Raw genomic sequence first — 23,806 nt, 5'->3', positions numbered from 1 at the left:
AGTCAAGTAAGAAAGGAGAAGGAATTCTACTGTTTAAAACAGATGACAGTAGGGAGATGGAGGTAAGAATGAGAGAGCTCATTCATTTGTATTGCTTTTTTATTGTATAGTCATAAGGACTAAAAATTTTAGACAAAAAAGAAAGCGCTTTATTTTTATGAAAAATGGAAGGACGAACATGAATTACAAATCTTTACATCGGAAACAGCGATACGGAATTCGAAAATTTGCTGTTGGAGCAGCATCAGTAGTGATTGGTACAGTAGTATTTGGAGTAAATCCAGTCTTAGCTCAAGAGCAAGCCAATGCAGCAGGCGCTAGTACAGAAACAGTCGAATCTGGTCAAGGGCAAGGATTATCAGAGTTACCAAAAGAAGTGTCCTCGGGAGATCTTGCTCATTTGGATAAAGATTTGGCTGGTAAATTGGCAGCAGCTCAGGACAACGGAGTTGAAGTGGACCAAGATAAGCTTAAATCACAACCAACAGAAGAGACTGAAGTCCCTGCGAATAAAACTGAAGACCCATCTGCAGAAGAAACAGAAGATGAAGGGGCAATTCCAAGAGATTATTATGCAAGAGAGCTCGAAAATGCAAATCCTGTCCTTGAAAAAGAAGATGTGGTAACGGATTCTACAAATGGGCAGAGAGTTGACCTTTCTGGAGAATTAGAAAAATTAAAGACACTCCAGAATGCTACAGTTCACATGGAGTTTAAGCCAGCCGCAAACGCCCCATCATTTTACAACTTATTTTCTTTATCAAGTGATAAAAAAGAAAATGAGTATTTTACGATGGCTGTTCTTAATAACACTGCCTTGATTGAAGGACGTGATGCGAACGGAAATCAGTTTTATGACAAATATACCGATGCTCCTCTGAAGATTAAACCAGGTCAATGGAACTCTGTGACCTTTACAGTTGAAAGACCAAGTGCAGAGCATCCAAATGGTAAGGTTAGACTCTACGTAAATGGTGTGCTTTCTCGCACTAGTTTGAAATCTGGTCGATTCATCAAGGATATGCCAAATGTCAACCAAGCTCAAATTGGAGCAACTAAACGTGGAAACAAGACATTTTGGGCTTCAAATTTGCAAGTTCGTAATCTTACCGTTTATGATCGCACCTTGACACCAGAAGAAGTTAAAAAACGTAGCCAACTATTTGAGCGTTCTGAATTGGAGAGAAAGCTTCCTGAGGGTGCTAAAGTTACAGAAAAATATGATGTTTTTGAAGGTGGATCTAATCGCCAACCAAATAAAGATGGTATCAATAGTTATCGTATTCCAGCCCTTCTCAAAACAGACAAGGGAACTCTGATTGCTGGAACAGATGAGAGACGCTTGCACCATTCTGACTGGGGCGATATCGGAATGGTTATCCGTCGTAGTGATGACAATGGTAAGACATGGGGAGATAGAATCGTGGTTTCTAATCCTCGTGACAACGAAAATGCCAAGGATCCAAATGCACCATCTCCAGTGAATATCGATATGGCTCTGGTACAAGATCCAGAAACCAAGAGAATCTTTGCCATTTACGATATGTTCTTAGAAGGGAAAGCTGTTTTTGCTTTGCCAGGTCAAGCACCCAAAGCCTACGAGCAAATCGGAGATAAGGTTTATCAAATTTTGTATAAACAAGGGGAAACAGGACAGTACACTATTCGTGAAAATGGTGATGTTTATGATCCTCAAAATCAGAAGACAGACTACCGTGTTGTTGTAAATCCTAAGAAAGCTGCTTATAGTGACAAGGGAGACCTATACAAGGGTGATGAATTAGTTGGCAATATTTACTTTGCTTATAGTGAAAAGAATATCTTTAGAGTAGCAAATACTAGCTATCTATGGATGTCATACAGTGATGATGATGGTAAAACTTGGTCTGCGCCTCAAGATATTACACACGGAATTCGCAAGGAATGGATGCATTTCTTAGGAACAGGGCCTGGTACAGGAATTGCCTTGCGTACAGGCCCTCATAAAGGACGTCTTGTGATTCCAGTTTATACAACCAATAATGTATCACATCTAAGAGGTTCTCAGTCTTCACGTGTTATCTATTCGGATGATCATGGTAAAACATGGCATGCAGGAGCTGCAGTCAATGACAATCGTCCTGTCGGAAATCAAACTATCCACTCTTCCAATATGGATAATGCTGGTGCTCAAAACACAGAATCTACGGTTGTTCAATTGAATAACGGAGACCTCAAACTCTTTATGCGTGGATTGACAGGAGATCTTCAAGTTGCCACAAGTAAAGATGGTGGTGCAACGTGGGAGAAGGAAGTCAAACGCTATCCTCAAGTTAAAGATGTTTATGTTCAAATGTCTGCTATTCATACCATGCATGAAGGTAAGGAGTATATTGTACTCAGCAATGCAGGGGGACCTGGACGTTACAATGGTTTGGTGCATTTGGCTCGTGTAGAAGAGAATGGTGAGTTGACATGGCTCAAACACAACCCTATCCAAAGTGGTAAGTTTGCTTATAACTCCCTCCAAGACCTTGGAAAGGGAGAATATGGTTTGCTTTACGAACATGCGGATAGCAACCAAAATGAATATACCTTATCTTATAAGAAATTTAACTGGGATTTCTTGAGCAAGGATATGATCGTTGCAAAAGAAGCTAGAGTGAAGCAAGCTATCGAAATGGGACAAGGAATTGTTGCCATGGAGTTTGATTCGGAAGTATTGGTGAATGAAGCGCCAACTCTGAAATTGGCAAATGGCAAAACTGCTAACTTTGTTACCCAATATGATAGTAAAACTCTCTTGTTCTCAATTGATAAAGAGGATATTGGTCAGAAAATCACAGAGATCATTGATGGCCGTATTGAAAGCATCCATAATCTTGCCGTAACTGTAGCAGGCTCAAAAATTACCAACGGTGTTAATGCAGCTGAGCCAGCAGTTGAAGAAGTTCCGGAGTTCGCAGGTGGTGTCAATGCTGAGGAAGCAGCGGTTCATGAAGTTCCGGAGTATACAGGTCCAATGGCAACAGTGGGTGAAGAAGCAACTCCAACAGTAGATCAGCCTGAATTCACAGGAGGTGTCAATGCTGAGGAAGGAGCGGTTCATGAAGTTCCGGAGTATACAGGTCCAATGGCAACAGTAGGAGAAGAACCCGCTCCAACAGTAGAAAAAACCGAATTCACTGGTGGTGTCAATGCTGAGGAAGCCCCAGTGGCAGAGATGCCAGAGTACATCGGTCCATTAGCAACAGTAGGAGAAGAAGCAGCGCCAACGGTTGAAAAGCCTGAATTTACAGGTGGGGTCAACGCTGTTGAAGCGGCAGTCCATGAACTGCCAGAGTTTAAAGGTGGTGTCAATGCGGTCCTAGCAGCCTCAAACGAGCTTCCTGAATATAGAGGAGGCGCTAACTTTGTCTTAGCAGCTTCAAATGACCTACCAGAGTACGTAGGTGGCGTCAATGGCGCTGAGGCGGCAGTCCATGAACTGCCAGAGTATAAGGGAGAAACCAAACCAGTCTTAGCAGCTGCAAATGACAAACTATCTCTAGGACAAGATGTTACCTATCAAGCTCCAGCAGTTAAACAAACGGATCTACCAAATACTGGAAGCAAGGAAACAAGCTCACTGATTTCCCTTGGTATTGCAGGCGTTCTTTTATCCTTGTTTGCATTTGGCAAGAAGAGAAAAGAATAATTAGCAAAAGCTATTTGAATAAGTCTCAGAAGAGATAGCAGGTTTTCAGCCTGCTATCTTTCTTTATTACATTCAGCTTGATTCAAAATCATAAGAAGTCTGAAACTACTTTCAGAATAGTCTGTTCTATAAAATAGTTTTGAAACTGAAATCTATTCTACCACAAGCTATTGAAAGCGCTTAACAAATGATATATAATAAGCCCATAAGAACAAGAAAGGGAGGAAAGAGGATGCCACAGATCAGCAAAGAAGCCTTGATTGAACAAATCAAAGATGGAATCATTGTCTCTTGCCAGGCACTTCCTCACGAACCGCTTTATACAGAAGCGGGAGGGGTTATCCCCTTGCTAGTCAAAGCGGCTGAGCAAGGTGGAGCAGTCGGTATCCGAGCAAACAGTGTTCGTGATATCAAGGAGATCAAGGAGGTTACGAAACTCCCGATTATCGGGATCATCAAACGTGACTATCCGCCACAGGAGCCATTCATTACAGCGACTATGAAAGAAGTTGATGAGTTGGCTGAACTAGACATTGAGGTTATTGCTCTGGATTGTACCAAACGTGAACGTTACGACGGTTTGGAAATTCAGGACTTCATCCGACAAGTCAAAGAAAAGTATCCACATCAACTCTTAATGGCTGATACTAGCACTTTTGAAGAAGGGCTAGCAGCAGTCGAAGCAGGGATTGATTTTGTGGGAACAACCCTATCAGGTTACACCTCTTATAGTCCAAAAGTAGATGGTCCAGACTTTGAACTAATCAAAAAACTGTGTGAAGCAGGAGTGGATGTCATCGCTGAAGGGAAAATTCATACACCAGAACAAGCCAAACAAATCCTTGAATATGGGGTGCGAGGCATCGTTGTTGGTGGAGCTATTACTAGACCAAAAGAGATTACGGAACGCTTTGTTGCCGGTCTTAAATAACATAATCTCAAAACAGAGGAGAGTGGTCGATGCGTCGGACAAAATGAAAACGTATACAAATATAAACTTGCTCATTATCCAATATGGATACGCTTATAAATTAGGAGAATACAGATGAAATTTAGAAAACTAGCTTGTACAGTACTTGCGGGTGCTGCGATTCTTGGCCTTGCTGCTTGTGGTAACTCTGGTGGAAGTAAAGATTCTGCAAATTCTGGTAGCGATAGCGGAAAAACAGAAATCACTTGGTGGGCATTCCCAGTCTTCACACAAGAAAAAACTGGTGACGGTGTTGGAACTTATGAAAAATCAATCATCGAAGCTTTTGAAAAAGCAAATCCAGATGTAAAAGTGAAATTGGAAACCATCGACTTCAAGTCAGGTCCAGAAAAAATCACAACAGCTATCGAAGCGGGAACAGCGCCAGACGTACTCTTTGACGCACCAGGACGTATCATCCAATACGGTAAAAATGGTAAATTGGCTGAGTTGAACGACCTCTTCACAGACGAATTCGTCAAAGATGTGAACAACGAAAACATCGTACGAGCAAGTAAGGCTGGAGACAAAGCTTACATGTATCCAATCAGTTCAGCACCATTCTATATGGCAATGAACAAGAAAATGTTGGAAGATGCTGGAGTTGCAAACCTTGTAAAAGAAGGTTGGACAACTGATGACTTTGAAAAAGTTTTGAAAGCCCTTAAAGATAAAGGCTACACTCCAGGTTCATTGTTCAGTGCTGGTCAAGGGGGAGACCAAGGAACACGTGCCTTCATTGCAAACCTTTATGGCGGTTCTGTAACAGACAAAGATGTAACTAAATATACAACTGACGATCCTAAATTCGTCAAAGGTCTTGAAAAAGCTGCTAGCTGGATCAAAGACGGCTTGTTGAACAATGGTTCACAATTTGACGGTGGAGCAGACATCCAAAACTTTGCTAACGGTCAAACTTCATACACAATCCTTTGGGCTCCAGCTCAAAACGGTATCCAAGCGAAACTCTTGGAAGCAAGTAAAGTAGAAGTGGTAGAAGTACCATTCCCATCAGACTCAGGTAAACCATCTCTTGAATACCTTGTAAACGGATTTGCAGTATTTAACAACAAAGACGATAAGAAAATCGCAGCTGCTAAGAAATTCGTTCAATTCATCGCTGATGACAAAGAATGGGGTCCTAAAGACGTTGTTCGTACAGGTGCCTTTCCAGTTCGTACTTCATTTGGAAAACTTTATGAAGACAAACGTATGGAAACAATCAGTGGCTGGACTAAATACTACTCACCATACTACAACACTATCGATGGATTTGCAGAAATGAGAACACTTTGGTTCCCAATGTTGCAATCTGTATCTAATGGTGACGAAAAACCAGCGGATGCTTTGAAAACCTTCACTGAAAAAGCTAACGAAACAATCAAAAAAGCTACAAAACAATAAGCACTAAGTCAGATTGATTCCCCCTTTTCCCTGTGCACTAAGGTGTAAGAAAAGGGGGACTTTTGTTTGAAATGGTAGGAACTGTCACGAAATTAAAATGAAGTTCTTACATAAGCGAATCTTAAAAAATTTCATTTTGATTTTAAAACAGTTTAAGAAAATCAAAAAATATTCTATTTGAAAGAGAGGTGCCGACTGTGAAAGTCAATAAAATTCGCATGCGGGAAACAGTGATTTCCTATGCTTTCCTAGCACCAGTATTATTCTTCTTTGTGATCTTTGTCTTGGCTCCTATGATTATGGGATTCATTACAAGTTTCTTTAACTACTCCATGACGAAATTTGAGTTTGTAGGCTTGGACAACTACATTCGTATGTTTAAAGATCCTGTCTTTACCAAGTCTTTGATCAATACCGTTATCCTGGTTATTGGATCTGTTCCGATTGTAGTTCTCTTCTCGCTCTTTGTAGCATCTCAAACCTATCATCAAAATGCCATTGCCCGTTCTTTCTATCGTTTCGTCTTCTTCCTACCGGTTGTAACAGGTAGTGTTGCCGTAACGGTTGTATGGAAATGGATCTATGACCCACTATCAGGGATTCTAAACTTTGTTCTTAAGTCAAGTCATATCATCAGCCAAAACATTTCTTGGTTGGGTGATAAAAACTGGGCTTTGCTAGCGATTATGATCATCCTTTTGACAACATCTGTTGGTCAACCGATTATCCTTTATATCGCTGCTATGGGAAATATTGATAACTCACTAGTTGAAGCAGCGCGTGTTGATGGTGCGACTGAATTTCAAGTCTTCTGGAAGATCAAATGGCCTAGCCTTCTTCCAACAACACTTTACATCGCAATCATTACGACTATCAACTCATTCCAATGTTTTGCCTTGATTCAGCTCTTGACATCTGGTGGTCCAAACTACTCAACAAGTACCTTGATGTACTACCTTTACGAAAAAGCCTTCCAATTGACAGAATACGGCTATGCAAACACTATCGGTGTCTTCTTGGCAATTATGATTGCGATCGTAAGTTTTGTTCAATTTAAAGTACTTGGAAACGACGTAGAATACTAAAGAAAGGAGACAGCTATGCAATCTACACAAAAGAAACCCTTAACAGCTTTCACTGTTATTTCAACGATTATCTTGCTCTTGTTGACCGTGCTGTTCATCTTTCCATTCTACTGGATTTTGACAGGGGCCTTCAAATCACAACCGGATACCATTATGATTCCACCACAGTGGTTCCCTAAAATGCCAACCATGGAAAACTTCCAACAACTCATGGTGCAAAACCCTGCCATGCAGTGGATGTGGAACTCTGTATTTATTTCATTGGTAACTATGTTCTTGGTTTGTGCGACCTCTTCCCTAGCAGGTTATGTACTAGCTAAAAAACGTTTCTATGGTCAGCGCATCCTCTTTGCAGTCTTTATCGCTGCCATGGCTCTTCCTAAACAAGTTGTCCTTGTACCATTGGTACGTATCGTCAACTTCATGGGAATTCACGATACTCTTTGGGCAGTTATCCTGCCTTTGATTGGATGGCCATTTGGGGTCTTCCTCATGAAACAGTTCAGTGAAAATATTCCAACAGAATTGCTTGAATCAGCTAAAATCGACGGTTGTGGTGAGATTCGTACCTTCTGGAGCGTAGCCTTCCCTATTGTGAAGCCAGGATTTGCAGCCCTTGCAATCTTTACCTTCATCAATACTTGGAACGACTACTTTATGCAGTTGGTTATGTTGACTTCACGTCAAAACTTGACTATCTCACTAGGGGTTGCGACCATGCAGGCCGAAATGGCAACTAACTATGGTTTGATCATGGCGGGTGCAGCTCTTGCAGCCGTACCAATCGTAACAGTCTTCCTTGTATTCCAAAAATCCTTCACTCAAGGGATTACTATGGGAGCGGTCAAAGGATAAGACCCTGCGAAAATCGAATTCAAACTACGCCAGAGTTACCATACCATACTTAAGTATGGCCTGCGGTTAGCTTCCTAGTTTGTTCTTCGATTTTCATTGAGTATAGGAAAAACTGTCTATCAAAATTCAGAAGAATATGTTATAGACTAAGAGAAATATAGTTTCATAAGTGTCTACAAAATGGAGAGTATACAGTTACTTCGTGAAGTTTTGTCAGACACTTATAAACTTAAGAATGAACTCTTTTCATGATACTAGTTAGAGTAGGTTCGTTTTATGGTAACTATTTCCCGCTATAGTGGTATCTAAGATAAGCATCTTACGCTTATCTTAGACGGAATTTTTGAGACTGACGATGAAAGAGCAAAAGGCTCAAAAATTAGGAATGAAATTCCGAAGGAATTTGCTTCCGTCCGCACTATTACAGGGAAATAGAAAAAGGAACATTCGAAACTGAAAAATAGTAACTATCAGAAACGAAGGAAACAGTATGATTTTTGACGATTTAAAAAATATCACCTTTTACAAAGGGATTCATCCCAATCTAGATAAGGCTATCGACTATCTCTATCAGCACCGTAAGGATTCTTTCGAACTAGGTAAGTATGAGATTGACGGAAACAAGGTCTTTCTAGTTGTGCAGGAAAATGTTCTCAATCAAGCTGAAAATGATCAGTTTGAGCACCATAAACACTATGCAGATTTGCATTTGCTGGTAGAAGGACATGAATATTCGAGCTACGGTTCACGTATCAAGGACGAGGCGGTAGCATTCGATGAAGCGAGTGACATTGGTTTTGTCCATTGTCATGAACGCTATCCACTATTGTTGGGCTATCACAATTTTGCGATTTTCTTCCCTGGAGAACCGCACCAGCCAAATGGCTATGCAGGTATGGAAGAGAAGGTTCGCAAATATCTCTTTAAAATTTTGATTGATTAAAAGAATCAGGAGGAGCAAACATGGCACAAAAAGGAGTAAGCCTAATCAAGGCAGCATTTGATACAGATAATTTTCTCATGCGTTTCAGTGAGAAGGTCTTGGATATCGTGACAGCCAATCTTCTTTTTGTCGTCTCTTGTTTGCCCATTGTGACGATTGGAGTGGCGAAAATCAGCCTCTATGAGACTATGTTCGAGATTAAGAGAAGCAGGCGGGTACCAGTCTTTAGAACTTTTATAAGGGCCTTCAAGCAAAATCTGAAACTGGGTTTCCAGTTAGGTTTGCTGGAGTTGGGTATAGTTTTGCTAAGCCTTTTAGACCTCTATCTTTTCTGGGGCCAGACAGCTTTACCTTTCCAGATTGTGAAAGCTATTTGTTTGGGGATTCTCATCTTCCTCACTCTGGTGATGCTGGCTAGTTATCCCATCGCTGCGCGCTATGATTTGTCTTGGAAAGAAGTGCTGCAAAAAGGGCTTATCTTGGCAAGTTTTAACTTTCCGTGGTTCTTCCTCATGTTAGCCATTCTCTTTCTCATTGTGATGGTTCTTTATCTATCCGCCTTCACTCTCCTTTTGGGAGGATCAGCTTTTATCCTCTTTGGTTTTGGTTTGCTAGTCTTTCTCCAAGCAGGATTGATGGAGAAAATTTTCGCCAAATACCAGTAGGATGGCTTGTTTCTGAAACTACTTTCAATCGTTAAAGTTTCTAAAATACAAGTAGAAACTAAAATCTAAGTGTATACAAGATATTGAAAGCGATTTTCACAAGGTGTATACTAAACTTGTAAAGAATAGAACTGCTCTCAGCAGAAAAAAGAAATCTTAGGAGAAAATCTATGTCAGATTTGAAAAAATACGAAGGTGTCATTCCAGCCTTCTACGCATGTTATGATGATCAAGGAGAAGTAAGTCCAGAGCGTACCCGTGCCTTGGTCCAATACTTCATTGATAAGGGAGTTCAAGGCCTATATGTCAACGGTTCTTCTGGTGAATGTATCTACCAAAGCGTAGAGGACCGCAAGTTGATTTTGGAAGAAGTCATGGCAGTTGCTAAGGGCAAATTGACCATCATCGCTCACGTAGCTTGCAACAACACAAAGGATAGTATGGAACTTGCTCGCCACGCAGAAAGTTTGGGTGTAGATGCCATTGCAACGATTCCACCGATTTACTTCCGCTTGCCAGAATACTCAGTTGCCAAATACTGGAATGACATTAGTGCTGCAGCTCCAAACACAGACTACGTGATTTATAACATTCCTCAATTGGCAGGTGTTGCTTTGACTCCAAGTCTCTATACTGAAATGTTGAAAAATCCACGTGTTATCGGTGTTAAGAACTCTTCTATGCCAGTTCAAGATATCCAAACCTTTGTCAGCCTTGGTGGAGAAGACCACATCGTATTCAATGGTCCAGATGAACAGTTCCTAGGTGGCCGTCTCATGGGTGCCAAAGCTGGTATCGGTGGTACTTATGGTGCTATGCCAGAACTCTTCTTGAAACTCAATGAGTTGATTGCTGAAAAAGACTTGGAAACAGCGCGTGAATTGCAATACGCTATCAATGCAATCATTGGTAAATTGACTGCTGCACATGGAAATATGTACTGTGTAATCAAAGAAGTTTTGAAGATCAATGAAGGTTTGAACATTGGTTCAGTTCGTTCTCCACTTACACCAGTGACCGAAGAAGATCGTCCAGTTGTAGAAGCAGCTGCTCAATTGATTCGTGAAACTAAGGAGCGTTTCCTCTAATCAATAGGAGGCTTTATGACTAATTACGTTGCAATTGATATTGGTGGAACTAATATCAAATACGGTTTAATTAACCAAGAGGGACAACTTGTAGAGACTAACGAAGTAGCGACTGAGGCTTACAAGGGTGGTCCACACATCTTACAGAAAACAAAAGATATCGTAGCCAGCTATTTAGAAAAGGGTCCAGTAGCAGGTGTTGCCATTTCTTCGGCGGGAATGGTCGATCCAGATAAGGGTGAGATATTCTATGCTGGCCCTCAAATTCCTAACTACGCAGGAACCCAGTTCAAAAAGGAAATCGAGACGAGTTTTGCGATTCCTTGCGAAATTGAAAATGATGTCAACTGCGCAGGTCTTGCTGAGGCAGTATCTGGTTCTGGAAAGGGAGCGAGTGTGACACTCTGCTTGACCATTGGAACAGGTATCGGTGGTTGCTTGATTATGGATGGGAAAGTTTTCCATGGATTTAGCAATTCAGCCTGCGAAGTCGGTTATATGCATATGCAGGATGGGGCTTTCCAAGATTTGGCTTCTACGACAGCCTTGGTAGAATATGTAGCAGCAGCTCATGGTGATCCAGTTGATCAGTGGAATGGCCGACGCATTTTCAAGGAAGCTACCGAAGGAAACAAGATCTGTATGGCTGGCATTGACCGCATGGTAGATTACCTTGGAAAAGGTCTGGCAAATATTTGCTACGTTGCCAATCCAGAAGTAGTCATTCTCGGTGGCGGTATCATGGGACAAGAGGCTATTCTCAAACCAAAGATCCGCACAGCCTTGAAGGCGGCCTTGGTACCAAGTCTAGCTGAAAAGATACGATTAGAATTTGCCCATCACCAAAATACAGCAGGTATGTTGGGAGCTTATTATCATTTTATACTCAATGAAAATCAAAGAGCAAAGTAGGAAGCAAGCCGTAGGCAGTACTTGAGTACGGCAAGGTGAAGCTGACGTGGTTTGAATTTGATTTTCGAAGAGCATCAAAACAAAACAATCCTAGTTTGGAGTTATAGAATTAAGCAGAACACTTAATCACTAGTCGAGTGAAAAATGTTTTGCTTAATTCTTTTTTTGATGATAGAAAAACTGTCCAGTATATGAAAACTAGCGGAAAGACAAATATGAATTACAAAAAAGTAGGATAGGAGGAGAATTCCTACCATCGAAAAATATATGAGAGGAGATAGCTCTAGAAGACGGTACAAGCACTCTACTTTGTTTCTAAATACTAAACCCAAGCCAAGAAGAAAAAAGTGATATAATGGGATGGACGAAAAATTGACAAATTAGAATTTCTAGAGGTGAGAGAATGTAATGGCAACCTATTCACCTGAAATCGAAATACTATAAAATTGCGAGGAGATTATCAGATGAACAATTATATAAAATGTAATCAAGATAGATGGAATAACGTCAAAAATGACTACACTGAGCCATTGACACATGAAGAATTAGAAGAAGCTAGAAAGCATCTAATTTCTGTTGCCTTAACTGTTGGGAAAAAAGTGCCCACAGAATGGTTTGAAAAAGCCAAGGGAAAAAAGATATTAGGGTTAGCTTGTGGTGGTGGACAGCAGGGACCAGTTTTTGCTATAAAAGGTTATGATGTCACCATCATGGATTTTTCTAAATCACAATTACAAAGAGATGAGATGGTTGCTGAAAGAGAAGGATTAAAAATCAATACAGTCCAAGGCGATCTGACAAAACAATTCCCATTTGAAGATGAAACGTTTGATATTATTTTTAATCCAGTTTCAAATGTATATATAGAGGATTTAGAAAACATGTATAAAGAAGCCTCTCGCGTATTGAAAAAGGGTGGACTGTTAATGGTCGGATTTATGAATCCTTGGATATACATGTATGATGCTGACATTGTATGGGACAAACTAGATGAGGAATTACTGTTACAGTTTTCAATACCTTTTAATTCAAGAGAGCTTGAAAAGGAAGGAAAAATCACCATCAATCCAGAATATGGATATGAATTTAGTCATACCTTAGAAACTCAGATTAGAGGACAACTGAAGAATGGTCTTGCTATGATTGATTTTTATGAATCGTGTGATAAAAGACATCGATTATCACCTTATGGAAATGACTACATCGCTACACTCTGCATTAAACTATGATATTTTAGAACATACTTCTGAAGAATAGCTCGTTTTATTTTCCTTAAGGGTTAAAATCTAAATCTCAGTTTGTCTAAGTAAAACTTTTAAATAAAATAATAGAGGGGAAGTAAAAGCAATTAGCCGATACTTCCTTTTTGTTGTCAAACATTCAAAAACGATAAGGAGAATTTAAGGAAGAACTGAAAAACATAGATAAAAAAGTATTGGTACAAAGAAACAGATACAAGAGACCACCTATGAGCCTATTATCATTTCAAAACAAAACAATCCTAGTTTGGTTCAACCAAACTAGGATTTTCTAGCGCGTTTTTGTCTACGATAGCCGTTGAGTTTTTTATTTTCCCAATAGCTATTAAAGATTTTTTCCTTGCTCTCACGATTGATTTCTAAAAAGTAGGCATAAATCAAATCTGTTAAAAAGAGCATAGGCAGTTGAGCAGAAATACGTTGGATGTAAGAAGATTGGCTATGACTTGCGACTAGGACTGTTTCGGTGTAGGCCTGACAGTCTTTGCTAGGAGAACTGGTAAAGAGAATGGTCTTGGCACCCATATCCTTGGCATCCAACAAACTATCGAGGACGGATTGGGTAGTTCCTGATAGGGAAAAGCCAAGTACCAGACAGTTTTCATCCATGATACTGGTCGTCCAAGCAAAGCCATCCCGATCGGTCAAAGCTTCACAGACAACACCTAGACGCATAAAGCGCAGTTTCATCTCACGGGCAATCAGACCAGAACTTCCCGTCCCAAAAAAGTAAACTCGTTCAGCGTCATCGATTAATTGGGCGACGCGTTCCAGTTGTTCTTCGTCAATCAAATCCTGAGTTTGTTCTCGCATGATACTGTAGCTTCGCAAAACACGTTTGGTCAAAGGACTGTGTTTGTGCGAATGAGTGTCCGGTTTACTAGCCTGATGCTGGTATTGAAAGACGAACTCTCGGTAGCCTGTAAAACCACACTTTTTGGCAAAGCGGGTCAAGGCTGCTTGGGAGATATGTAATTTCTGGGTAACTTGCTGAGAAGAGAGATCATCTTGGATCGTTTCAGCTTGTAAAAAATAGCGAGCGATTTCTTGCTCGAGCTCGGTTAATTCTTCAAAATGGAGGTCGATTATGGTTGCGATATCTGGCTTGTTCATGAGGCTCCTTTTTATGAGTCAAAGTCTTAAAAGTTAACGCTTTCCTAACTATCACTATCATTATATCATAGAAAATAGGATAACCAAATAAAAAGGCATTTTCAATTAAAAGTCAAAAAATGCTTCGACTTTTCCAAGAGTTTCTCCGTAAAATATGGTACAATGAAATGTACTGAGATTCACCTATTTACTCTATTATTTTAGGGAAAATAAAGGTGGAAATCGGGAATTTTTCTAGAAAAGAGTCTTAGTTGTATGAGAAAATTTAATAGCCATTCGATTCCGATTCGGCTTAATTTATTATTTGCGATTGTCATCCTGCTCTTTATGGCCATTATTGGTCGTTTGTTATACATGCAGGTGCTCAATAAAGATTTCTATGAAACAAAATTGGCCTCAGCCAGCCAAACAAGGGTAACAACCAGTTCAGCTCGTGGACAGATTTATGATGCAGCAGGGAAACCCTTGGTAGAAAACACTGTCAAGCAAGTTGTTTCTTTCACACGAAACAATAAAATGACGGCAGCTGAATTGAAGGAGACAGCCAAGAAACTTCTCACATATGTAAATGTAACTTCCCCTGATCTGACAGATCGACAGATTGCAGACTACTACTTGGCGGACCAGGATATTTACAAAAAAACAGTCGAATCCTTGCCAAGCGATAAACGCCTAGATTCTGATGGGAACCGCTTATCGGAAGCGACACTTTACAATAATGCGGTTGAAAGTATTGACGTGAGTCAACTTAATTATACAGATGACCAGAAAAAGGAAATATATCTCTTTAGTCAGCTAAATGCTGTTGAAAATTTTGCGACGAGTACCATTTCTACGGATGCCTTAGATGCTACCCAAGTTGCTCTCGTTGCATCAGCGTCCAAGGAATTACCAGGTATCAGCATTTCAACCTCATGGGATCGTAAAGTACTGGATACATCTTTATCAACAATCGTTGGTAGCGTTTCAAATGAGAAGTCAGGACTTCCGGCTGAGGAAGTTGATGCTTATCTCAAAAAAGGCTATTCTCTCAATGACCGAGTGGGAACTTCCTATCTTGAAAAGCAATATGAAGATGTTCTTCAAGGCAAACGCTCCGTCAAAGAAATCCACCTCGACAAACACGGAAATATGGAAAGTGTGGAAAATGTCGAAGAAGGAAGCAAAGGAAACAACATCAAGTTAACGGTTGACCTAGCTTTCCAGAATGGTGTGGACGACCTACTCAAGAGCTACTTCAACTCAGAGTTGGGTAATGGTGGAGCTAAATATTCAGAAGGAGTCTACGCTGTAGCCCTTAATCCCAAGACTGGTGCGGTTCTTGCCATGTCAGGTATGAAGCATAACCTAGAAACTGGAGAATTAACTTCAGATTCATTAGGTACAGTTACCAATGTTTTTGTGCCAGGTTCTGTCGTCAAGGCGGCAACCATCAGCTCAGGTTGGGAAAATGGGGTCTTGTCAGGAAATCAAACCCTGACAGATCAACCAATCGTCTTCCAAGGTTCTGCTCCGATCAATTCCTGGTATACTCCTTATTATGATGGTTCTTTCCCGATTACAGCCGTTGAGGCCTTGGAGTATTCATCCAATGCCTACATGGTCCAAACTGCTCTCGGAATCATGGGACAAACTTATCAGCCGAATATGACAGTAGGAACCAACAATCTTGAATCTGCAATGGGAAAACTTCGTTCAACCTTCGGTGAGTATGGTTTGGGCGTGTCTACAGGGATTGATTTACCAGATGAGTCAACAGGATTTATTCCTAAAGACTACGATTTGGCCAACTATCTAAATAATGCCTTTGGGCAATTTGATAATTATACACCGATGCAGTTAGCTCAGTATGTGGCGACTATTGCTAATAATGGCGTCCGCTTAGCTCCTCACATCGTTGAAGGAATCTATGGCAACAATGACCAAGGTGGCTTAGGCAGTCTAGTTCAGGAAACAGCTGCCAAGGAAATGAACAAGGTCAATATCTCAGAAGCCGATATGGCTATCTTGCACCAAGGTTTCTATCAAGTTTCGCATGGAACGAGTGCCCTTACGACAGGTCGTGCCTTTTCAAATGGCGCAGCCGTATCCATCAGTGGGAAAACGGGTACTGCCGAAAGTTACGTTAATGGCGGTCAAAAAGCTAATAACACCAATGCCGTCGCCTATGCACCGTCGGATAATCCCCAAATTGCGGTCGCAGTCGTCTTTCCTCATAACACCAACCTTACAAACGGTGTCGGACCTTCGATTGCACGCGACATTATCAATCTTTATCACCAACACCATCCAATGAACTAGAAAGGAACTTATGCTGTATCCAACACCTATTGCCAAGCTGATTGATAGCTATTCAAAGTTACCAGGTATCGGGATTAAAACGGCTACCCGCCTAGCCTTCTATACCATTGGAATGTCTGATGACGATGTCAATGAATTTGCCAAAAATCTCCTGTCTGCTAAGCGGGAATTAACCTATTGTTCCATCTGTGGCCGTTTAACGGATGATGATCCTTGCTCAATCTGTACAGATCCGACTCGTGATCAGACAACCATCTTGGTACTAGAGGATAGTCGCGATGTGGCTGCTATGGAAAACATCCAAGAATACCATGGACTCTATCATGTCTTGCACGGCCTCATTTCTCCGATGAATGGTATCAGCCCTGACGATATCAACCTCAAGAGTCTCATGACCCGTCTCATGGATAGTGAGGTTTCAGAGGTGATTGTGGCAACCAATGCGACGGCAGATGGGGAAGCGACATCTATGTATCTCTCTCGTTTGCTCAAGCCAGCTGGTATCAAGGTCACTCGTTTAGCACGAGGACTAGCCGTGGGAGCAGATATCGAGTATGCGGACGAAGTCACACTCTTACGAGCCATTGAAAATCGGACAGAGTTGTAGGAGTAGACAAATTTACGAACTTCAATTCATTTAGTTAAAAACCAAGGAGACCGAATTTGATGTTAACGGTCTCTTTTTATCTCTCTGAAATTCTAGTACCATGTTCAAGTTTCAAAAAAGAAGCAAATATGATATACTAAAGAACGAGTATTCTATTAGAATTAGGACAAGCAATATGAAACAAACGATTATTCTTTTATACGGTGGACGTAGTGCAGAGCGTGAAGTCTCTGTCCTTTCAGCTGAAAGTGTGATGCGTGCGGTCAACTACGACCGTTTCACTGTCAAAACTTTCTTCATCAGCCAGTCAGGTGACTTTATCAAAACGCAAGAATTTAGCCAGACTCCAGGTCAAGAAGACCGTCTCATGACCAATGCGACTATTGACTGGGATAAGAAAGTTGCACCAAGTGCCATCTACGAAGAAGGCGCTGTAGTCTTTCCAGTTCTTCATGGTCCGATGGGAGAAGATGGTTCTGTTCAAGGATTCTTAGAAGTTTTGAAAATGCCTTACGTTGGTTGTAACATCTTGTCATCCAGCCTTGCTATGGATAAAATCACGACCAAGCGTGTTTTAGAATCTGCTGGGATTGCCCAAGTTCCTTATGTGGCCATTGTCGAAGGGGATGATGTGACTTCTAAAATTGCTGAAGTTGAAGAAAAATTGACTTATCCAGTCTTCACGAAACCGTCAAATATGGGTTCAAGTGTCGGTATTTCTAAGTCTGAAAATCAAGAAGAACTCCGCCAAGCTTTGGAACTTGCCTTCCAATATGACAGCCGTGTCTTGGTAGAGCAAGGGGTGAATGCGCGTGAAATTGAGGTTGGTCTCTTAGGTAACTATGATGTTAAGAGCACTTTGCCAGGTGAAGTGGTCAAGGATGTTGCCTTTTATGACTATGATGCTAAATATATCGATAACAAGATTACCATGGACATCCCAGCCAAGATTAGTGATGATGTAGTAGCTGTCATGCGTCGAAATGCAGAAACAGCCTTCCGTGCCATCGGTGGTCTCGGTCTGTCTCGTTGTGATTTCTTCTATACAGACAAGGGCGAGATTTTCCTAAACGAGCTCAATACCATGCCAGGCTTCACTCAGTGGTCTATGTACCCACTACTTTGGGACAATATGGGAATCAGCTACCCAGAACTAATCGAGCGTTTGGTTGACCTTGCTAAGCAAAGTTTTGACAAGCGCGAAGCGCATTTGCTATAAAAATGAAAGAGAGGGTAGAAGCCAGAACTATCACTGTTAAGGTGAGTCGAGTTCGTGGACTTCACCCCTTTTTAAAGGAGTAGAAATGAAATTAACAATCCATGAAGTGGCCCAAGTTGTTGGAGCTAAAAATGATGTCAGCATCTTTGAGGACACCCAGATAGAAAAAACTGAGTTTGATAGTCGTTTAATCGTGACAGGAGATTTGTTTGTTCCGCTCAAGGGAGCGCGTGACGGTCATGACTTTATCGAAACAGCTTTTGAAAATGGTGCAGTAGTGACCTTGTCTGAGAAAGAGGTTGTAAATCATCCCTACATTCTAGTAGATGATGTCTTGACTGCCTTTCAAACTCTCGCAGCCTACTATCTTGAAAAAACAGCGGTTGATGTCTTTGCTGTTACGGGTTCAAATGGTAAGACAACGACCAAGGATATGCTGGCGCATTTACTGTCAACAAGATACAAGACCTACAAAACCCAAGGAAACTACAATAACGAGATTGGCCTTCCCTACACGGTTCTTCGCATGCCTGATGATACTGAAAAGTTGGTCTTGGAGATGGGACAGGATCACCTTGGAGATATCCATCTCTTGTCTGAATTGGCTCACCCCAAGACAGCTATCGTGACCTTGGTTGGAGAAGCTCATTTAGCATTTTTCAATGATCGTTCCGAGATTGCTAAGGGGAAAATGCAAATTGCAGACGGTATGGCACCAGGTTCTTTGCTTTTGGCACCAGCCGACTCCATTGTAGAGGATTATTTGCCAACTGATAAAAAGGTGGTTCGTTTTGGTCAAGGAGCAGAGCTGGAAATTACCAACTTGGTTGAGCGCAAAGATAGTCTGACCTTCAAGGCCAATTTCTTGGAGCAAACCCTTGATTTGCCAGTAACTGGCAAGTACAATGCCACCAATGCTATGATTGCATCCTATGTTGCCCTGCAAGAGGGAGTTTCAGAGGAGCAAATTCGTCAGGCCTTCCAAGATCTTGAACTGACCCGTAATCGTACCGAGTGGAAGAAAGCGGCCAATGGAGCAGATATCCTGTCAGATGTGTATAATGCCAATCCAACAGCCATGAAGTTGATTTTGGAGACTTTTTCGGCTATTCCAGCCAACGAAGGAGGCAAAAAAATCGCTGTCTTGGCGGACATGAAGGAACTCGGCGACCAGTCTGTTCAACTCCATAACCAGATGATTTTGAGCCTATCGCCAGATTTGCTGGATACCGTTATTTTCTATGGAGCAGATATTTCGGAATTAAGCCAACTGGCTAGTCAAATGTTCCCAATCGGCCACGTTTTTTATTTCAAGAAAACAGCCGACGAGGACCAATTTGAAGATCTAGTCAAGCAGGTTAAGGAAAGCCTCGGTGCCAATGACCAAATCTTGCTTAAAGGCTCTAACTCCATGAATCTAGCCAAGTTGGTAGAAAGTTTAGAAAATGAATGCAAGTGATTTTACCAAGTATCTGCAAAGAATGCTAGCCATTACGGATACTGGATTAACCTTTACAAAAGATCCTTTCGACCGTGAGCGCTACGAGGACTTGCGAAGTCTGTTATCTGAAATGTTGAATCAGGTATCAGACCTCGATGCAGAAGAAGTTGCAGAAGTCTTGAAACCAACTTCCGCTTATGCAACTCCTCTGATGGACGTCCGCGCTTGGATTGTTGAGGATGAAAAAGTCTGTTTAGTTAGAGGAAAAGGGGAGGATAGTTGGGCTTTGCCAGGTGGTTTTGGTGAAGTCGGATATTCTCCAACCGAAAATATTCTTAAAGAAATTGAAGAAGAAACCGGTTTTACAGCAAAAACTGAAAGGTTACTTGCAGTTTTTGATACCAATCGTTTCCAACTGCAGAGCAAACAATATGCAAAGTTTGTCTTTGAATGTAAGCTTCTTGATGGACAATTTCAAGAAAATCAAGAGATTGCTGAGCTTCAATTTTTTGCCATTGACCAATTGCCAGTCTTATCTGAAAAACGCATCACAAAAGAACAAATGGAGATTCTTTGGCAAATTCATCAAGAACAAAGAGAGCAATATCTTGACTAAGAAGATTATTATCGTATTTCTGAATTCATTTTTTTTGATTGACATGGTATAATATGTGAGAAGATTTTGAAATAATGAGGAATATTAAATGAATTTATGGGATATTTTCTTTATGACGCAAGCGACAGAACCACCCCAATTTGATCTTGTCTGGTATGTAAGTTTATTTACGTTATTAGCTTTGACCTTCTACGCTTCTTATCGCTATTACGATAAAAAAGGCTATCAACGTTTTTTCCAAATTCTGCAAGCTGTCCAGTTGATCCTTCTCTACAGTTGGTACTGGGGAAATCACATGCCTCTGTCAGAAAGTTTACCATTTTATCATTGTCGTATGGCGATGTTTGTAGTGCTATTACTTCCTGGTAAGTCAATGTACAAGCAATATTTTTCTCTACTTGGAATCTTTGGAACGCTAGCCGCTTTTGTTTATCCAGTACCAGATGCCTATCCTTTTCCACACATAGCCATCCTATCTTTCATTTTTGGTCACCTAGCTCTTCTAGGAAATTCTTTGGTTTATTTATTTAGACACTATGATTCTCGATTATTGGATGTTAAGAGGATTGTTTTATTAACCTTCTCACTAAATGCTTTGATTTTTGTGGTTAATTTAGTGACTGGAGGAGATTATGGTTTCTTGACAAAGCCACCATTGGTTGGTGATCATGGCTTAGTGGCCAATTACCTGATTGTGTCGCTGGTGTTAGCTACAGCTATTAGTTTGACTAAGAAAGTATTGGAAGTTTTTTTAGAGCAGAAAGCAGAAAAAATACTTGTGAAGAAAGCTTAAATATAAGCTTTCTTTTTTTGTAAAAAACGATACTTTTTTTAAGTTAGGCTGTTAAGATAAAAAAATAGAAATAAAAAGCGAAAAATGACTAGGAAATTTATCAAAATCTGAGCACAATCGGATTTTTTGTGTTATAATATTCTGTGAATAGCTATGCCCAAGTATAGTTATTAAATAGAAGTGAGAAACTTGGAAGACAGAGAGGATGCGATGTAATGACTAGAGATGGTTTTTTTACAGGCTTAGATATCGGAACTAGCTCAATTAAAGTGCTAGTAGCTGAGCATAGAGATGGCGAAGTAAACGTAATTGGTGTAAGTAACGCCAAAAGTAAAGGTGTCAAAGACGGAATTATTGTTGATATTGAAGCAGCTGCTTCAGCGATCAAATCAGCAATCACACAGGCAGAAGAGAAAGCTGGTATTTCTATTAAGTCTGTTAACGTTGGACTTCCAGCAAACCTCTTGCAGGTCGAACCAACACAAGGAATGATTCCTGTTACTTCAGATACCAAAGAAATCACAGACCAGGATGTTGAGAATGTTGTCAAATCAGCTTTGACAAAGAGCATGACTCCTGATCGTGAAGTGATTACCTTTATTCCTGAAGAATTCATCGTGGATGGATTTCAAGGTATTCGTGACCCTCGTGGTATGATGGGTGTCCGTTTGGAAATGCGTGGTCTGCTTTACACAGGACCTCGTACAATTCTACACAATCTCCGCAAGACAGTGGAGCGTGTAGGTATCCATGTTGATAATGTGATTATCTCACCATTGGCAATCGTAAACTCAGTTCTCAATGAAGGTGAACGTGAATTTGGTGCGACTGTCATCGATATGGGTGGAGGTCAAACTACTGTAGCGACTATCCGTAACCAGGAATTGCAATTCACCAACATCTACCAAGAAGGTGGAGATTACGTTACAAAAGACATTTCTAAAGTCTTAAAAACATCTCAAAAAATTGCTGAAAGTTTGAAACTGAACTATGGTGAAGCTTATGTTCCACTAGCAAGTAACGAAACTTTCCAAGTTGAAGTAATTGGTGAAGTAGAGCCTGTTGAAGTGACAGAAAGCTACTTAGCAGAAATTATTTCAGCACGCATCAAACATATCTTTGACCAAATCAAACAAGAGCTTGAAAGAAGACACTTGTTAGATTTGCCAGGTGGTATCGTCCTTATCGGTGGAAATGCAATTTTGCCAGGAATTGTTGAATTGGCCCAAGAAGTATTTGGTGTTCGCGTAAAACTTCACGTACCAAACCAAGTTGGAATTCGCAACCCTGCATTTGCTCATGTGATTAGTTTGTCTGAGTTTGCTGGTAAATTGACTGAAGTCAATCTTCTTGCTCAAAAAGCGGTTAAAGGAGATGAATTCCTTCGTCAAAAACCAATCAACTTTGGCATTCCAAATCAACGTTTGAATCCAGTAGCGCAACCAAGTCCAGCACAAGCAGCTCCAGCTGAAACTGTGACGGAAGCTCCAGTTGCTCCTAAGGAAGAATTCCAAGCAAGTTCTCAAAGTAAACCGAAGCTAACAGAACGTTTCCGTGGTTTGATCGGAAGCATGTTTGATGAATAAAAGAGGATAAGAAATTATGACATTTTCATTTGATACAGCAGCAGCTCAAGGCGCAATTATTAAAGTAATTGGTGTCGGTGGCGGTGGTGGTAATGCCATCAATCGCATGGTTGACGAAGGTGTTGCTGGTGTAGAATTTATCGCAGCCAACACTGATGTACAAGCTCTTAGCAGTACGAAAGCAGAAACAGTTATCCAACTTGGTCCAAAATTGACTCGTGGTTTGGGTGCTGGAGGTCGTCCAGAAGTTGGACGTAAGGCTGCAGAAGAAAGCGAAGAAGCTCTGACGGAAGCAATCAGCGGTGCAGACATGGTCTTCATTACTGCTGGTATGGGTGGAGGATCTGGAACAGGTGCTGCCCCAGTGATCGCACGTATTGCTAAAGATCTTGGAGCCCTTACAGTCGGTGTGGTGACTCGTCCTTTCGGATTTGAAGGAAGCAAACGTGGTCAGTACGCTGTAGAAGGAATCAACGAACTTCGCGAGCATGTTGATACTTTGTTGATTATCTCAAACAACAACTTGCTAGAGATTGTTGACAAGAAAACACCACTTCTTGAAGCACTTAGTGAAGCAGATAACGTTCTTCGCCAAGGTGTTCAGGGAATTACAGACTTGATCACGAACCCAGGATTGATTAACCTTGACTTTGCCGACGTGAAAACTGTTATGGCAAATAAAGGAAATGCCCTTATGGGTATCGGTATTGGTAGTGGTGAAGAGCGTGTCGTCGAAGCGGCTCGTAAAGCGATTTACTCACCACTTCTTGAAACAACTATTGACGGTGCTGAAGATGTCATCGTTAACGTTACGGGTGGTCTTGACTTGACTTTGATTGAAGCAGAAGAAGCTTCAGAAATCGTCAACCAAGCAGCTGGTCAAGGAGTGAACATCTGGCTTGGAACATCAATTGACGAAAGCATGAAAGATGAAATCCGTGTGACCGTTGTGGCTACAGGTGTTCGTCAAGATCGAGTGGAAAAAGTAGTTGGTTCTCATGCGCCATACACAACAGGTCGCCCATCAGCTAAAACTCCACAGTCTCATACTTTTGACCGTCAATTCGATTTGGAAGAAACAGCAGAATTGCCTAAATCAAGTCCACGTCGCTTTGAAACAAACCAAGCTTCTGCTTTTGGAGACTGGGACTTGCGTCGTGAGTCTATTGTCCGCCAAACAGATTCAGTAGTTTCTCCAGTAGAACGTTTTGAGACACCAGTTTCACAGGATGAAGATGAGTTGGATACACCACCATTCTTCAAAAATCGTTAA

At 41.0% G+C, this 23,806-nt stretch carries 19 protein-coding genes; 18 read left to right on the top strand and 1 reads right to left on the bottom strand.

Features of this window, described 5'->3' with window-relative positions; translation table 11 throughout:
- The first annotated feature begins 178 nt into the window (after positions 1–178).
- From ACVC7S_RS06085 to ACVC7S_RS06040, 10 genes are all read left to right on the top strand, one after another.
- Complete coding sequence (locus ACVC7S_RS06085; RefSeq protein WP_447266540.1) at positions 179–3,676, top strand: SIALI-17 repeat-containing surface protein; 3,498 nt, start codon at positions 179–181, stop codon at positions 3,674–3,676.
- Between the two features lie 232 nt (positions 3,677–3,908).
- The gene (locus tag ACVC7S_RS06080) at positions 3,909–4,607 is read left to right on the top strand and encodes an N-acetylmannosamine-6-phosphate 2-epimerase (protein WP_001135647.1); all 699 of its coding nucleotides are present in this window, start codon (positions 3,909–3,911) and stop codon (positions 4,605–4,607) included.
- 114 nt (positions 4,608–4,721) lie between these two features.
- Positions 4,722–6,050, top strand: coding sequence for an ABC transporter substrate-binding protein (locus tag ACVC7S_RS06075; protein ID WP_447266539.1), 1,329 nt, complete (start codon positions 4,722–4,724; stop codon positions 6,048–6,050).
- 218 nt (positions 6,051–6,268) lie between these two features.
- Positions 6,269–7,135 carry a carbohydrate ABC transporter permease gene (locus tag ACVC7S_RS06070; RefSeq protein WP_001209416.1) on the top strand — a complete coding sequence of 289 codons (867 nt, stop codon included), beginning with the start codon at positions 6,269–6,271 and terminating at the stop codon, positions 7,133–7,135.
- A 15-nt stretch (positions 7,136–7,150) separates the two neighbouring features.
- Complete coding sequence (locus ACVC7S_RS06065; RefSeq protein ID WP_070696207.1) at positions 7,151–7,990, top strand: carbohydrate ABC transporter permease; 840 nt, start codon at positions 7,151–7,153, stop codon at positions 7,988–7,990.
- A 490-nt stretch (positions 7,991–8,480) separates the two neighbouring features.
- Positions 8,481–8,933, top strand: a complete 453-nt coding sequence (locus ACVC7S_RS06060; RefSeq protein ID WP_447266538.1) for a YhcH/YjgK/YiaL family protein — start codon at positions 8,481–8,483, stop codon at positions 8,931–8,933.
- Between the two features lie 20 nt (positions 8,934–8,953).
- On the top strand, positions 8,954–9,598 hold the full coding sequence (locus ACVC7S_RS06055) for a YesL family protein (RefSeq protein ID WP_411866303.1): 645 nt from the start codon (positions 8,954–8,956) through the stop codon (positions 9,596–9,598).
- Between the two features lie 170 nt (positions 9,599–9,768).
- Complete coding sequence (locus tag ACVC7S_RS06050) at positions 9,769–10,686, top strand: dihydrodipicolinate synthase family protein (protein ID WP_221161040.1); 918 nt, start codon at positions 9,769–9,771, stop codon at positions 10,684–10,686.
- A gap of 15 nt (positions 10,687–10,701) precedes the next feature.
- On the top strand, positions 10,702–11,598 hold the full coding sequence (locus ACVC7S_RS06045) for an ROK family protein (protein ID WP_447266537.1): 897 nt from the start codon (positions 10,702–10,704) through the stop codon (positions 11,596–11,598).
- Positions 11,599–12,062: 464 nt separating this feature from the next.
- Positions 12,063–12,827, top strand: coding sequence for a class I SAM-dependent methyltransferase (locus ACVC7S_RS06040; protein ID WP_447266536.1), 765 nt, complete (start codon positions 12,063–12,065; stop codon positions 12,825–12,827).
- Between the two features lie 291 nt (positions 12,828–13,118).
- Here ACVC7S_RS06040 and ACVC7S_RS06035 read toward each other — a convergent pair whose 3' ends face one another.
- Entirely contained in the window at positions 13,119–13,970 is an 852-nt protein-coding gene (locus tag ACVC7S_RS06035) for a MurR/RpiR family transcriptional regulator (RefSeq protein WP_061586714.1), read from the bottom strand.
- A 255-nt stretch (positions 13,971–14,225) separates the two neighbouring features.
- Between ACVC7S_RS06035 and pbp2b the strand changes: the two genes are divergently transcribed.
- From pbp2b to ftsZ, 8 genes are all read left to right on the top strand, one after another.
- Positions 14,226–16,271 (top strand): penicillin-binding protein PBP2B, encoded by a 2,046-nt coding sequence (gene pbp2b / locus ACVC7S_RS06030; RefSeq protein WP_447266535.1) that lies wholly within the window; start codon positions 14,226–14,228, stop codon positions 16,269–16,271.
- 10 nt (positions 16,272–16,281) lie between these two features.
- Positions 16,282–16,878, top strand: coding sequence for a recombination mediator RecR (recR, locus tag ACVC7S_RS06025; protein ID WP_000966754.1), 597 nt, complete (start codon positions 16,282–16,284; stop codon positions 16,876–16,878).
- Positions 16,879–17,053: 175 nt separating this feature from the next.
- A complete protein-coding gene (locus ACVC7S_RS06020) occupies positions 17,054–18,097 on the top strand; it encodes a D-alanine--D-alanine ligase (RefSeq protein WP_447266534.1) in 1,044 nt (347 codons plus the stop codon).
- A gap of 85 nt (positions 18,098–18,182) precedes the next feature.
- Positions 18,183–19,556 carry a UDP-N-acetylmuramoyl-tripeptide--D-alanyl-D-alanine ligase gene (locus tag ACVC7S_RS06015; RefSeq protein WP_447266533.1) on the top strand — a complete coding sequence of 458 codons (1,374 nt, stop codon included), beginning with the start codon at positions 18,183–18,185 and terminating at the stop codon, positions 19,554–19,556.
- On the top strand, positions 19,543–20,154 hold the full coding sequence (locus ACVC7S_RS06010) for an NUDIX hydrolase N-terminal domain-containing protein (protein WP_447266532.1): 612 nt from the start codon (positions 19,543–19,545) through the stop codon (positions 20,152–20,154). The genes ACVC7S_RS06015 and ACVC7S_RS06010 overlap by 14 nt, the downstream gene beginning before the upstream one ends.
- An 88-nt stretch (positions 20,155–20,242) precedes the next feature.
- A complete protein-coding gene (locus ACVC7S_RS06005) occupies positions 20,243–20,947 on the top strand; it encodes a YwaF family protein (RefSeq protein WP_447266531.1) in 705 nt (234 codons plus the stop codon).
- A 215-nt stretch (positions 20,948–21,162) separates the two neighbouring features.
- Positions 21,163–22,533 (top strand): cell division protein FtsA, encoded by a 1,371-nt coding sequence (gene ftsA / locus ACVC7S_RS06000; RefSeq protein ID WP_447266530.1) that lies wholly within the window; start codon positions 21,163–21,165, stop codon positions 22,531–22,533.
- A 16-nt stretch (positions 22,534–22,549) separates the two neighbouring features.
- Positions 22,550–23,806 carry a cell division protein FtsZ gene (gene ftsZ / locus ACVC7S_RS05995; RefSeq protein ID WP_000144251.1) on the top strand — a complete coding sequence of 419 codons (1,257 nt, stop codon included), beginning with the start codon at positions 22,550–22,552 and terminating at the stop codon, positions 23,804–23,806.

The sequence above is a fragment of the Streptococcus sp. Z556 genome (assembly GCF_053010225.1).
This window is presented reverse-complemented; position numbering and strand designations above follow the sequence as displayed.

Bases quoted from the DNA above. Each gene is read 5' to 3' on its own strand.
- ACVC7S_RS06085 (WP_447266540.1), top strand. From the start codon at position 179: ATGAATTACAAATCTTTACATCGGAAACAGCGATACGGAATTCGAAAA.
- ACVC7S_RS06080 (WP_001135647.1), top strand. From the start codon at position 3,909: ATGCCACAGATCAGCAAAGAAGCCTTGATTGAACAAATCAAAGATGGA.
- ACVC7S_RS06075 (WP_447266539.1), top strand. From the start codon at position 4,722: ATGAAATTTAGAAAACTAGCTTGTACAGTACTTGCGGGTGCTGCGATT.
- ACVC7S_RS06070 (WP_001209416.1), top strand. From the start codon at position 6,269: ATGCGGGAAACAGTGATTTCCTATGCTTTCCTAGCACCAGTATTATTC.
- ACVC7S_RS06065 (WP_070696207.1), top strand. From the start codon at position 7,151: ATGCAATCTACACAAAAGAAACCCTTAACAGCTTTCACTGTTATTTCA.
- ACVC7S_RS06060 (WP_447266538.1), top strand. From the start codon at position 8,481: ATGATTTTTGACGATTTAAAAAATATCACCTTTTACAAAGGGATTCAT.
- ACVC7S_RS06055 (WP_411866303.1), top strand. From the start codon at position 8,954: ATGGCACAAAAAGGAGTAAGCCTAATCAAGGCAGCATTTGATACAGAT.
- ACVC7S_RS06050 (WP_221161040.1), top strand. From the start codon at position 9,769: ATGTCAGATTTGAAAAAATACGAAGGTGTCATTCCAGCCTTCTACGCA.
- ACVC7S_RS06045 (WP_447266537.1), top strand. From the start codon at position 10,702: ATGACTAATTACGTTGCAATTGATATTGGTGGAACTAATATCAAATAC.
- ACVC7S_RS06040 (WP_447266536.1), top strand. From the start codon at position 12,063: ATGAACAATTATATAAAATGTAATCAAGATAGATGGAATAACGTCAAA.
- ACVC7S_RS06035 (WP_061586714.1), bottom strand. From the start codon at position 13,970: ATGAACAAGCCAGATATCGCAACCATAATCGACCTCCATTTTGAAGAA.
- pbp2b (WP_447266535.1), top strand. From the start codon at position 14,226: ATGAGAAAATTTAATAGCCATTCGATTCCGATTCGGCTTAATTTATTA.
- recR (WP_000966754.1), top strand. From the start codon at position 16,282: ATGCTGTATCCAACACCTATTGCCAAGCTGATTGATAGCTATTCAAAG.
- ACVC7S_RS06020 (WP_447266534.1), top strand. From the start codon at position 17,054: ATGAAACAAACGATTATTCTTTTATACGGTGGACGTAGTGCAGAGCGT.
- ACVC7S_RS06015 (WP_447266533.1), top strand. From the start codon at position 18,183: ATGAAATTAACAATCCATGAAGTGGCCCAAGTTGTTGGAGCTAAAAAT.
- ACVC7S_RS06010 (WP_447266532.1), top strand. From the start codon at position 19,543: ATGAATGCAAGTGATTTTACCAAGTATCTGCAAAGAATGCTAGCCATT.
- ACVC7S_RS06005 (WP_447266531.1), top strand. From the start codon at position 20,243: ATGAATTTATGGGATATTTTCTTTATGACGCAAGCGACAGAACCACCC.
- ftsA (WP_447266530.1), top strand. From the start codon at position 21,163: ATGACTAGAGATGGTTTTTTTACAGGCTTAGATATCGGAACTAGCTCA.
- ftsZ (WP_000144251.1), top strand. From the start codon at position 22,550: ATGACATTTTCATTTGATACAGCAGCAGCTCAAGGCGCAATTATTAAA.